Annotated in this window: 8 protein-coding genes; 4 read left to right on the top strand and 4 right to left on the bottom strand. The window is 68.2% G+C overall.

Annotated features, from left to right (window positions below; translation table 11 throughout):
* A complete protein-coding gene (locus tag MYSTI_RS05165; RefSeq protein WP_144370281.1) occupies window positions 1–1,380 on the top strand; it encodes a multicopper oxidase family protein in 1,380 nt (459 codons plus the stop codon).
* Between the two features lie 255 nt (window positions 1,381–1,635).
* Here the strand turns inward: MYSTI_RS05165 and MYSTI_RS05160 are convergent, their stop codons facing one another.
* The 4 genes from MYSTI_RS05160 to MYSTI_RS05145 all read right to left on the bottom strand — a co-directional run bounded on the left by MYSTI_RS05160 (window position 1,636) and on the right by MYSTI_RS05145 (window position 7,223).
* Complete coding sequence (locus MYSTI_RS05160) at window positions 1,636–2,727, bottom strand: Rieske 2Fe-2S domain-containing protein (RefSeq protein WP_015346648.1); 1,092 nt, start codon at window positions 2,725–2,727, stop codon at window positions 1,636–1,638.
* A gap of 94 nt (window positions 2,728–2,821) precedes the next feature.
* Entirely contained in the window at window positions 2,822–5,314 is a 2,493-nt protein-coding gene (locus MYSTI_RS05155) for a heavy metal translocating P-type ATPase (RefSeq protein ID WP_015346647.1), read from the bottom strand.
* A gap of 143 nt (window positions 5,315–5,457) precedes the next feature.
* Entirely contained in the window at window positions 5,458–6,441 is a 984-nt protein-coding gene (locus MYSTI_RS05150) for a GIY-YIG nuclease family protein (RefSeq protein WP_015346646.1), read from the bottom strand.
* Between the two features lie 200 nt (window positions 6,442–6,641).
* Window positions 6,642–7,223 (bottom strand): RNA polymerase sigma factor, encoded by a 582-nt coding sequence (locus MYSTI_RS05145; RefSeq protein WP_015346645.1) that lies wholly within the window; start codon window positions 7,221–7,223, stop codon window positions 6,642–6,644.
* A gap of 391 nt (window positions 7,224–7,614) precedes the next feature.
* On the opposite strand from MYSTI_RS05145, the gene MYSTI_RS05140 reads away from it, so the two are divergent.
* The 3 genes from MYSTI_RS05140 (at window position 7,615) to MYSTI_RS05130 (ending at window position 12,708) form a co-directional block, all read left to right on the top strand.
* The gene (locus tag MYSTI_RS05140) at window positions 7,615–8,601 is read left to right on the top strand and encodes a hypothetical protein (protein WP_015346644.1); all 987 of its coding nucleotides are present in this window, start codon (window positions 7,615–7,617) and stop codon (window positions 8,599–8,601) included.
* A gap of 78 nt (window positions 8,602–8,679) precedes the next feature.
* Entirely contained in the window at window positions 8,680–10,263 is a 1,584-nt protein-coding gene (locus tag MYSTI_RS05135; RefSeq protein ID WP_015346643.1) for a hypothetical protein, read from the top strand.
* Window positions 10,264–10,293: 30 nt separating this feature from the next.
* Entirely contained in the window at window positions 10,294–12,708 is a 2,415-nt protein-coding gene (locus tag MYSTI_RS05130; protein ID WP_015346642.1) for a hypothetical protein, read from the top strand.
* Window positions 12,709–12,717: the final 9 nt, after the last annotated feature.

Genomic DNA, 12,717 nt, shown 5'->3' with positions numbered 1-12,717 from the left:
ATGACCCGGCGGAGCATGTTGGCGAGCGCGGGGGCCACGCTCGCGGGCGGAGCATTGCTCCTGCGTGGGAACGCGGCACAGGCGCAGCAGGCCGCACCAGGCACGCCCGTGCGCCGAGCCTCCGCGCCCGTGCGCAAGGACTGGCTGTCGCCTGGGATGCCGGGCCGCGACTACCGGCCAGTCATCGTGCCGAACGGGACGAAGCTGCCGTGGAAGATTGTCGACGGCGTGAAGGTCTTCCACATGGTGGCCGAGGAGGTCGAGCACGAGTTCGCGCCGGGCATCCAGGCGAACTGCTGGGGCTACAACGGCCAGGTGCACGGCCCCACCATCGAGGTGGTGGAGGGAGACCGGGTGCGCTTCTACGTCACCAACCGGCTGCCGGCGCCGACCACGGTGCACTGGCACGGGTTGATTCTCCCCAACGGGATGGATGGCGTGGGGGGGCTCAACCAGAAGTCCATCGCGCCGGGGGAGACGTACCGGTACGAGTTCACCATCCGCCAGCACGGCACGGGCATGTATCACTCGCACCATGACGAGATGACGCAGATGGCGCTCGGCATGGTGGGGTTGTTCATCATGCATCCGCGTCGGCCGGTGGGTCCGCGTGTGGACCGGGACTTCGCGCTGTTGATGCATGAGTGGAAGGTGGAGCCCGGGGCTCGGCGGCCGGACCCGAACGAGATGACGGACTTCAACCTGCTGACGTTCAACGCCAAGGCGTTCCCGGGGACGGAGCCGCTGGTGGTGCGGCAGGGGGAGCGGGTGCGCATCCGGATGGGCAACCTGAGCGCGATGGACCATCACCCCATCCACCTGCACGGCTATCACTTCCGAATCACGGAGACGGATGCGGGCCCGATTCCCGCGTCCGCGCAGTGGCCGGAGACGACGGTGCTGGTGCCGGTGGGAAGTACACGGTCCATCGAGTTCGTCGCGGATGCGCCTGGGGACTGGGCGATGCACTGCCACATGACGCACCACCTGATGAACCAGATGGGGCATGACCTGCCGGTGGTCATCGGCGTGAATCCGGGAGGGCTGGACGCGAAGGTGCGGACGCTGCTGCCGGGCTACATGACGATGGGTCAGACGGGCATGGGCGACATGGCGGAGATGGGCATGCCGGTGCCGAAGAACTCCATCCCGATGGTGGGCGCGAAGGGCAAGTACGACTACATCACGATGGGGGGCATGTTCACGGTGCTGAAGGTGAGAGAGCGGCTCACGGGGGATGGAGACCCGGGCTGGTATGACAACCCACCCGGGACGTTGTCCGTGGCGGCGACGTCGGAGGAGCTGAGTCGGGATGGCATCGACGTGAACACGGTGCCCCGAGCGGAGCCCGCCTCGCCCGGAGGAGACAGACACGGCTGATGCGCCGCGACCGGGCCGTCCAGCTTCGGTGACACCTGGACAACCCGAGGAGACAGCGCGCAGCCACCGATGTCAGCGACGCGAGCATCCAGCCCGAGGCGTCGCGGGTTTCGGACTTCGCGGCGGGCGGAAGGGGCTCGAAGCAACACCGCGCTCGACCTGGCGCAAGTCCACATCCTCCGCCGACCGCGCCGGGCTTCTCGCGCTCGGCAGCGCGCCCAAGGCACTCGAGCCGGGCTCCTCGTCCGGTCGTACTCAGGTCCGCATCTTCAGCCGGGTCTCATGCACGGCGTCGCCGACCGCGCCGGGCTTCTCGCGCTCGGCGGCACGCAGCAGGCGGAGGATGCCGGGGCCGAGGACATCAATCTCGGTGGAGGCATAGGTCTCCGTCCCGAAGCGGCGGATGGCCTCCGTCTGCGTCTTCAGGATGCGTGCGTCCTGGCCGAAGATGTGGAGGGCGACGGGCATGGCGATGGGCAGCACGGCGCGCAGCAGCCACCGAGGCAGCGGGAGGCGGAACGTCACCACGGCGTAGACCAGGGTGTCCCAGTCGGACACGGGCGTCATCGCCGAGGTCACCATGATGTGGCTGGCATCACCGATGCGGTACTCGACCTGCGCGATGGACGGCATGAGGAAGCGGTCGAAGTGCTGCACCACGCCACCGCCCGGAGCCAGCAGTCGGCCCACGACACCACTGGGCCGAGGCTCGCCGATGTACTCGGCCTCCACGCGGTCCGCGCTCCGGCGCACGACGACTTCAATCTCGTTGCGCTTCTCCTCGGTGCGGAAGAGGCCGCCGTGGAGGTAGGCGGTGTGCGGCACATCGAGCGTGTTCTCGAGCGTGGCGTGCAGCGAGCCCGGCGCGCGCAGGATGCGCCGCACGGTGGTGTACTCGCGAGCATCCAGGAGAGGGAAGCGGTAGGGCTCGGTCGCCGGCTCCACGCCGGGAGTGGAGTAGACCCAGATGAAGCCGTCCTGTTCGCGCGTCGCGTAGGACGTCACGCAACGGGAGCGGGCCTCGGGCTCGCCGAGGAAGCCGGGGATGGCGCGGCACTGGCCGCCGGTGTCGAAGCGCCAGCCGTGATAGCCGCACTGAAGCTGTCCTTGCATCACGCGCCCCAGGGACAGGGGAACGTTGCGATGAGGACAGCGGTCCATCAAGGCTCCGGGCTTGCCGCCCTCGCCGCGGAAGAGGACGAGCGGCGTGCCCTGGAGCGTGCGGGAGAGCGGTTTGTCGCCCAATTCTCGCGACGTACACAGGATGAACCAGGCATTCGGCAGGTGGACGACGGAGACATGGCCAGCGGCCGCACCAGGGGTGCGCGCCTCCTCGCGGGAGCTCATGCCCCCACTCTAATCCCCTCACCGCGAGTCCGGCAGCCCAAGCCCCCCAGAGATTCCATCCTCCCCAGGGGGCTCGCCGCCCGGCCCCGAAGAACTACAGCTTCAGCCGCTTCAGCCGGAGCGCGTTGACGATGACGGACACCGACGACAGGCTCATCGCGGCGCTGGCGAAGATGGGGCTCAGCAGCAGGCCGAACACCGGGTACAGCACACCGGCCGCCAGTGGGACGCCCAGCATGTTGTAGATGAAGGCGAAGAACAGGTTCTGCCGGATGTTGCTCAGCGCCCCCTGACTCAGCCTCCGCGCCCGAGCGATGCCGCGCAGGTCGCCCTTCACCAGCGTCACTCCCGCGCTCTCCATCGCGATGTCCGTGCCCGTCCCCATCGCGATGCCCACATCCGCCTGGGCCAGCGCTGGCGCGTCATTGACACCGTCCCCCGCCATCGCCACCACGCGGCCTTCCTTCTGCAACCGCTTCACCGCGTCGCCCTTCGCGTCCGGCAACACCCCCGCGATGACCTCCGTGATGCCCAGCTTGCGCGCCACCGCCTCCGCCGTGGTGCGGCTGTCACCCGTCAGCATCACCACCCGCAGGCCCTCCGCCCGCAACAGCGCCAGCGCCTCCGGCGTCGAGTCCTTCACCGGATCCGCGACACCCAACAGGCCCGCCGCCTTCCCCGACACCGCCACCAACACCACCGTCTGACCTTCACCCCGGAGCGACTCGGCCCGAGCCGTCAGCGCCCCCGCGTCCACGCCCCGCGACGTCATCAGCGCCGCGTTGCCCAGCGCCACCTCCACGCCATCCACCCGCCCCACCACGCCCTTGCCCGTCTCCGAGCGGAAGTCCTCCACCGCCGTCAGCACCGCGCCCCGCGCCTGTGCGCCGGAGACGATCGCCTCCGCCAGCGGGTGCTCGCTTCCGCGCTCCAGGCTCGCCGTCAACCGCAGCAGCGTCGCCTCGTCGAAGCCCTCCGCGGCCTCCACCGCCACCAGACGCGGCTTGCCCTCGGTGAGCGTGCCCGTCTTGTCCACCACCAGCGTGTCCACCTTCTCCAGCCGCTCCAGCGCCGCCGCATCCCGGATGAGCACACCCGCCTGCGCCCCTCGCCCCGTCGCCACCATGATGGACATGGGCGTGGCCAATCCCAGCGCACACGGGCAGGCGATGATGAGCACCGCCACCGCGTTCACCAGCGCATGGATGCCCTTGGGCTCCGGCCCCCACACGCCCCACACCACCGCCGTCAGCACCGCCACCACGATGACCACCGGCACGAAGACACTCGCCACCTGGTCGGCCAGCCGCTGAATCGGCGCACGCGTCCGCTGCGCTTCACTCACCCGCTGCACGATGCGCGACAGCAGCGTGTCCTTGCCCACGCGCTCGGCCCGCATCACCAGCGAGCCCGTCCCGTTCACCGTGCCGCCCGTCACCTTCTCGCCCCGAGTCTTCTCCACCGGCAGCGACTCGCCCGTCACCATGGACTCGTCCACGGCGCTCGCGCCCTCCAACACCTCGCCATCCACCGGCACCTTCTCGCCGGGCCGCACGCGCAGCTTGTCCCCTGGATGCACATGCGCCAGCGGGATGTCCTCCTCGTGCCCGTCCTCGCGAATCCGCCGAGCCACCGGCGGCGCCAGGCTCAACAGCGCCCGCAGCGCCCCCGACGTCGCGTGCCGAGCCCGCAGCTCCAGCACCTGCCCCAACGCCACCAGCGTGACAATGACGGCGGCGGCCTCGAAGTACAGCGGCGCCGAGCCTCCATGCCCCGTCCGCAACGCCTCCGGCAACACATGCGGGAAGAGCGTCGCGAAGACGCTGAAGACATACGCCGCGCCCGTCCCCAGGGCGATGAGCGTGAACATGTTGAGGTGCCGGTTGACCAGCGACGTCCAGCCGCGCTGGAAGAAGGGCCAGCCGCCCCACAGCACCACGGGCGTGGCGAGCACCAGCTGCGCCCAGGCCAGCACGGACGCGGGCACCGCGTGCTGCACCGGCTGCCCCGGAATCATGTCCGACATGGCCAGCACCAGCAGCGGCACCGTGAGCGCCATGCCCACGCGGAAGCGCAGCCACATGGACTTCAGCTCCGGGTCCGGCACGTCCTCCGGAAGCACCGTGCGAGGCTCCAGCGCCATGCCGCACTTGGGGCACGCGCCCGGATGGTCCTGCACCACCTCCGGGTGCATGGGGCACACGTATTCGACGCGCGTCTCGGGGACGGCGAGCGTCTCCGGCTCCAGTGCCATGCCGCACTTGGGACACGCGCCCGGATGGTCCTGACGCACCTCCGGGTCCATCGGGCACACGTACATCGTCCCGGCGGGAGCGGCGGGCTCCTCCTTCTTCTCCGAGGGAGGCGCGAGGTATCGCTCCGGGTCCGCGCCGAAGCGCTCGCGGCACTTGGGGCTGCAGAAGAAGTAGGTCCGCCCGCCGTGCTCCAAGCTGCCGCCCTTGGGAGCGAGCGGGTCCACCTTCATCCCGCAGACGGGGTCGAGGGCCTGCGCTCCCTCACTCGGGGTGGGGGGATGCCCTTGGTGAGAGTGGGTGGGGTGGGAGCCCGAATGGGTGTGGCGGTTCATGGTGCGGCTCTCCTTTCACCCCGGCCAACGAAAAGGCCCGCCGACTCTTACAGGTGATTTTCAGGAAGGGTGCGCACCCGCCCCCGCCGAGGAGTCTCCGGCCCTCCGCGCCACGACGGAGGAGCCGGCCGACGCTCGCCGGGTTACTTGGGGGGCTCGTTGTAGCCCGCGTCACCGTACGGCTTGAGGCGCTCCAGCCACAGCTTCTCCAGCACCAAAAGTTCCTCCTTCAGGTCCGCGCCCGGCTCCTCGGGCGGCTCCAGCACATCCAGCACGTCGAAGGAGAACTGGCTCTCGCCGTAGCGGTTCCAGTCCGCCAGCAGCGCGGGGACGCGAGGCATGCCGCTGGTCAGCTCGAAGCGGATGCGGTTGAGCATGCCCGGGACGTTGAGGCTCGCGCCCACCAGCACCTTGCCGTTGGCGAGGTTGCGCACGGCGTACACGCCCATGGCCGGGGGATTCTCCTTGTACTCGCGCTTCAGGTCCGCGCGGCGCGCTCGACTTCCAGTGGGTGAAGAGGACTCGGCGGAGGACATGGCGGGCTTCCTTGTGGGGTGAAGAGGGGTCTCGCGGCACAGTCGCAAGAGGCGCTGCTCGAGTCGGGCATGGGCCTGCGCATCCCGCGGCTCCAGCCAGTTCGGCCCCATCCGCTCCCAGTCCGCGTCGGACGGCTCCGCGCCCAGCACCTTCAGGAGCGGGGACTCGCAGATGAAGAACTGCTCCCGGAAGGGGAACAGGTGGCCGCCATCCTGGCGCAGCGAGGCGACGGCCTCGTCGTACGAGGTGAACCAGCGGTTGAGGAAGAGGCCGCCCACGCGGGAGAGGAGCAGCTCGAAGTCGACGCGCGGCACCGCTCGCGCGTCGCACGCGTGCTTCAGCTCGCTCCACGAGGTGTGCCCCTGCTCGTGCGCGATGACGGCGAGCGCGTGCTTGCGCTGGAGGGAGTCCCGTCGCGCGAGCACCTCGCCCAGGGACAGTCGGGAGAGGGCGGGCAGTGAGCGGAAGCGCTCCGCCGCCTGCGTGGCGCGCGCCGAGTCGGCCGAGTTCAGCCCCTTCAGCAGGAGCGAAGCGCGGACCTTGCACTCGTCGAGGGAGAGCGGTTCTGGGGAGGGTGAGACGGTTTCCATGCGAGGTCCCTCATCGGCGGCCCCACCCGTGTCATGGGCCGTGGAAGGAACTGTTCGGAAACTGTCGGTCCAGCGGGGTGAAGCGAGGGTGACGTCGTCTTTTCGGGAAGGCGCCCCTCAGCGCCTCCCCGAGAATTAATGGCGGGCCCCGTGCTTCGGCAAGGGCTTTCTCACCGCCAGGCGTCCTGACCGCCGCCCGCTCAAGCGTGTGACTTGCAGGAGCAGTTCAAGCAGCCGTGGGACGCACAGGAGCCACAGCTTCGCTCCAGTTGCTTCTTCAGGGCCTGCCGGGCGCGATGCAGCCGAACCCCCGCGTTGTTGGGCGTGATGCCCGCCTCGCGAGCCACGTCGGGCACGGCGCGCTCCTCCAGGTCCACCTGGCGCACCATCTCCGCGTACTCGGGCTTGAGGGTGGGCAGGAGCTTGCCCACGCACGCGCAGACGGCCTGCTTCAGCTCCGGGTCCTCGGACGGCTCCTCCGCCTCGCGAGCCTCACGCTCCAGCGCGCGCCCCTCCACCTGCTGGCGACGGTAGTGGTCCACCATCGCGTTGCGCAGCAGCCGGTAGAACCACGTCACCGCGCCTTCCGCGTCGGACAGCGTGCCGCTCTTCTCCAGCGACTTCACGAAGGCGGACTGGAGGATCTCCTCCGCCGTCGCGCGGTTGCCCACGCGTCGCTCCACGAAGGCGAGGAACTGCCGGTGATTCTCCACCAGGGCCCGCGTCACCCCGTCGCCCTCTTCCCGCATCGCCTCCACGCCACCCTGCTCCACTGCGTTCATCCCTTCCCTCCTCTGACCTTCCGCAGTCCCGTGCCGCGCATCCCCATGAATGCGCCGGGCCGAGCCCCTGCACAAGGCAAGTCGCGTACCCAAGGCGCGCGCCAACGATTCTCATGAGTTGGCCCGCGGCGAGCCGCCCTCGGGTGTAACCCCGCTCATCACAGTGTGATGCAGCCGGGCACCCTGCGCACTTCGCGTGGAATGACTCACACGCGGGACGGCAATAAGACAACATCACAACTTTCTCGCCGATTCCGGCACGACAATGTATAGTGCCGCTCGCAGGGGCCTGTTTCTCCAAAATCCTCGACTCTTCGTGAGCCGGTGCGGTGACAGTGCCTCGTTCCAGGACAGCTCGCACGCGCTCGCGCTTCTTTGGAACGCAAGCCTCATGCCTAGACAGATGCTGTTCGGAGCACTCCTCGTGTCTTCGCTGTGCGGCAGTGCCGCGCTGGCGCAGACCACGGTCATCGACGTCATCTCCCCGGCCCGCTGTACGCCCACCGCGGGACGACTGACCCGCTGTTCCATCCCCACCCAGACATTGACTGGCACGGACTTCATGACGGCCGTGCCCATGCGCACCGTCGTCCAGCGCTCCCTGTCTGGCAATTGCTCCACCCAGTACCCGCTGGAGGTGACGCTCACCCCCACGGGCGGGAGCGCCACCCGCTACACCTTCCTCTCCTCGCCTTCCGTCGTCCTGCGTGGCCTCGACCGTCAGCTCCTCACCAGCATCGAGCTCAAGGACTCCTCCGCCTGGACGCCCACCGCGTCCTTCGTGGACACCTGCCGCATCTCCCTGAACATCGACTGGAACCAGGTCGACGTCGACTCCACCCCTCAGGCCCAGACGCTCATCCAGGACCTCCAGGCGGACGTCACCACGAAGACGCTCCAGCGCGACAATCTGGAGGCGCTCCTCGACTTCAGCACCGCCTACAACTTCATGGGCGAACTCTCCAACCGCTTCTACGCGGAGCTCACCACCGAGACGATGATGGACCTGCGCGCCAAGTCCATGGACACCTCCAATGTCCTCCTCAAGGTGGCCATCACCTGTGAGCAGCCCGCGGGCACGCCTCCCGAGCTCCTCCTCACCGACGCCGACCGCGAGCTGCTCAACCAGCTCTTCTTCAACCTCGGCACCCTCGGTGGCCCCGGTGACTACACCAAGCCCGACGGCTCACTGAAGACGGTGCGCGACTTCCTCGGCGACGAGGCGAAGGTCGTCATCGACAAGCTCGCCGGCCGCTCCACTCCCGCCGTGCGCGCCCAATACCAGGCGCAGTACCAGGCCGCCGCGCTCGCCGTCGTCGCCGCCCAGCAGAAGCTCGACCTGGCCCGGGTGCAGCTCGCGCCCTGGCTCACGCCGTAACCGCGCCAGTCTCCGAGCCTCAATCCCAGACATCTCCGACGGGCGGCCCCTGGCCGACCCGAAAGGACTCTCATTGCCATGACTTCGCCCTTGCGCTTCATCCGCGGCCACGGCTTCGTGCCCTTCGCCGCGCTCCTGCTCGCCGCCGGCTGCGGCCAGCAGACGTCCACCGACTCCCCACCCACCACCGCCAAGGAATCAGGCGCCACCGCGACGGTGACCCAGGCCTCCTCCACGCCAGACATCTGCGCGTACCGGCCTGACTACAATGCCATCCCCACCACCTGCTCCAGCACCCGGGAGCCGGCGGACCTGTACCAGGGCGTCCTCAACCTCATCAGGGCCAACTGCATCACCCTCGCCGAGAATCCCGGCAACCCCACGGAGGCCGAGAAGAAGCGGGCCTGGGAAGCCTGCATGAAGTATCCCCCCGTGCTTTGGGTCAAGGCAGCCACCAGCCCGGACCAGTTCGACGCCTGGAACGCACAGGTCGAGCGCGTCGCCGTGTTCTACCGGACGTCCAACGCACCGGACGTCACCGCGACCTCCTTCGAGCAGAGCCTCCGGAAGATTCGCGAAGTCGCGAACGAGATGGTCAACAGCTACCACGCGCCCATCCGGCAAGTGGAGAACAGCAACCGGCGCATTCTCGACAGCACCCTGCCCGAGCTGCTCAAGGCGAAGGCCGAGGCAGAGGGCAAGCCCGTCCAGGCGGAGCTCGCCCACCAGCGGGAGACGATGTCGGAGATCCGGTCCGTGTTCGACCGCCACCAGGCGAAGCTCCAGACGTACCAGCCCGCCTATGCGGCGCTCGTGGCCCAGTTCGAGACCTACCGCACCAACGAGCCCATCCTCCTCGATCGCCTCCAGGTGCTCGTCCAGCAGGCCTCCACCGCCACGCTCGCGACGCTCCCCAACGTCCAGTTGGAGCTCGTCCAGCTCAGCCGCGCCGAGAGCATCGCCCCTCAGACGCTCCAGCTCGAGGCCTTCCGCCTCTCCCGCCAGCTGTCTCGCGTCCATGACGAGTACGAGGAGGAGCTGGAGCCCCACTTCGACTTCATCCGCACGCACAACGTCGCGCGCCCCAAGCTCGCCGACGAGCCCATGCAGGTGCTCGCCAACATCCAGGCTTACGCGGACTCGCGCTATGTGCGCACCACCGACATCGTCACCAAGACGCTCGACGGCATCCGCCGCCGCCAGACGGCCCTCATGACGCTCCAGGCCGACCAGGCCACGCGTCAGACCATCGTCCAGAACACCAACCTCGCCGCCTCCACCCAGTTCCTCGCCGAGACCACCGCCCGCGTCACCGAGGTCGGCAAGCTGCCTCCGCGCAGCACGAAACTCCGCCTCTACTTCCTCGCCGGCAAGCTCCAGGAGCACGAGAGCATCCTCCAGCTCGAGTCCGTCTGCGCGAAGGCCGCCGCCACGCCGTGGATGGGCACGGGTTGCAACACCCTGGCGCTCCAGTTCTCCAAGTCCCGCAACTACGTCAACCTCACCCTCCCCGGCACCATGCGGCTGAACATCGCCTCCATGCGCACCGCGGGCGTGAACGCGACGCTGCTTCAGGAAATCGAGCAGCACCTGGCCGCAGGCCGCGTGCGCGCCGCAGCCATCTCCCACGACGTGGCGCTCCGGTCCTCCGAGGACCTGTGAGCGCGGTGCCCTTCCTCTTCTGGTGATTCCATGAACCTTCTCAGGACCTGCCTCACGGCCCTCGTGTGCGTCACGATGGCCGGCCTCCCGGAGGACGCCTCCGCGGCGGGCCTCGCCCGGGACTACACCCTCAAGCTGAAGACCGTCTCCTTCCGAGGCACGCGCAACAGCTGCCTCGAGCCCACGCTTCTCTACGAAGGCATCCCGCTCTTCACCGTCAACACCACCCTCCTCCCGACCTTCACGGACGCGCCGCTTCGCAACCTCCCCAACGGAGACCAGGAAGGCCGCGTCAAGGCGCCCTTCAACGGCAGCCTGCTGAACTGGGGACAGAACAACTTCTTCTTCCACGTCTCCACGACGGGCAACGGCGACTACTGCACGCACAGCGAGGACACGGTCGACCTCGTCTCCGGGGACCTCTCGCGGCGGCTGTTCTACATCACCCGCAACGGACAGCCCTTCCACGGCGTGGCCCCGCTGACGATGGACCTGTCCGAAATCAACCCCGTGCTCTCGCGCAGCATCGCCGAGCTCGAGGACGCGGTGAAGGCGGAGCTCTATCGACTGCGCCAGCTGAGCGACCAGCTCGACTGGGCCCGGCAGCAGGCGACGCAGCTGGAAGCACTCCAGGCCGAGCTCAAGCAGCTCCTGAACCGTCCGCTCGACTCCATCACGTCCGCGGAGCTGGAGGCGCTGCTCGCCCGCTACAGCGCGGTTCCGTCCTCCGTCCGCTCGCGGCTGGTGCAGATGCTCGCGGACCTCCAGGCCAGCATGGACGAGCTGCGCGCGGAGATTGACCGCATCAACGCCATCTTCCGTCAGCACATGCAGGACCTGGACGGCTACGTCATGCCGCAGCCGGGTGGGCTGGATGTCCACGACCCCGACACCTTCGAGCCGGACCTCGGCGACGACGCGGTGGACGAGGTCGAGGTTCCCGACGTCAGCCAGGGGGACGACTTCGACGAGACGCAGGACCCCTACGCCGCCTTTGCCCAGCAGACGCTCACCGAGCTGAACAAGACGCTGACCAACGGCGTCGTCACGGACCGCCAGGGCTTCCAGTCCATGGTGCGACTGTGGCGCTTCAACCAGGACGTCTTCGAGCGCGGCTTGAAGTCCCGCGTGGGCGTGTCGCTGGAAGAGTGGGGCGCGTTCCACTCGGCGCAGCTCGACGTCCTCACCTTCATCCGCGTCTTCATGGGCGAGGGGGACTGGTTCCACGACTCGCCCGTGCGCGAGAACACCAAGGCCCTGGTCGCGTACCTGGAGCAGCGGCCGGAGAGCGCCGCGCAGGCGCAGGCGCTCAAGAACAACCTCAACCTCTGGTACGACGACCCACCTCGCACGTTCGAGCAGAAGCTGGTGCTCGACACGTTGGACGCGCTCTTCGGTGGCTACAGGTCACTGGAGGAGGGCGCGGCGAGCGAAGACCCCTCCATCTTCGCGACGCTCGGCAACATCCTCGAGGGCGCCGTCGTGGCCACCAAGGCCGTGGTGGGCATTGGCCTGGGCTTCACCCCTGCGGGCGACTTCATCGACCTGTGCGAGGTCGTCACCGGTAAGGAGCTGTGCAACCCGTGGGGTGATGACCTCACCGTCGGCGAGCGCATGCTCTCCGGCGCGGGCCTCGTGGTCGGCAGCGGGACGTTCTGGCGCACCGTCGGCACGGCGGTGAGCGCGGGTGCGGTCCTCCCCATCGGGAAGCTGAGCGCCCTGCTCGACAACATCAAGGGCCTCACCAAGGGGGAGAAGGAAGACCTCCTCGTTCGGCTGAGTGAAAAGGCCGTGACGCGGGTGGATGGCATGACGAGCGACCAGATCCTGAAGCTGCTGAACTGGTCGCTGAAGGATGCCGACCTCAATACGCTCGCCAAGCGGCTCACCGGGCCGCAGCTGATTGCGCTCTCCCAGTTTACGATGGAGGCGAAGTTCCTGGCCAGGATGTCCGAGACCACACGGGACCTCGTCAAGCAGAAGGGCACCGCCGTCAAGAGCCTCCAGAGTGTGTACAAGCGCACCGCCGACGAAGTGCGCGCGGAGCTCGTGGGGAAGGGCTTTGGCCGCCCCGTCCGGGATTCCTCCGGCAACATCACCGGCTGGCTCAACCAACCCTTCACGAGAGATGGTCAGGAATTCTGGATGCATCCAGACCACTCGCTCGTGCGAATCACGGAGCGCACCCTCGACGTTCCGTACCCCCACCTCAAGAAGGAGATCACCAACCTCCCGGGCACCTACGACATCAGCAACGTCCTGGTGAAGGTCACCGACAACAACAAGATTGTCCCCTCCACCCCGGGCACTGACGTCAAGGACGTCCTCGTGGACTGGTACTGCGAGGTGACGAGCGTCTCCAAGCAGCACATCATCGACAAAGAGTACGAGCTCCATGACGTGATGGAGCGTATCTGGGCCATCAACACCCATCTGAAGCTGTAGACCCGCATC

Source organism: Myxococcus stipitatus DSM 14675, from assembly GCF_000331735.1.
GTDB lineage: Bacteria > Myxococcota > Myxococcia > Myxococcales > Myxococcaceae > Myxococcus > Myxococcus stipitatus.
The sequence above is the reverse complement of the archived record's forward strand: the minus strand, read 5'-3'. Positions and strand labels throughout refer to the sequence as shown.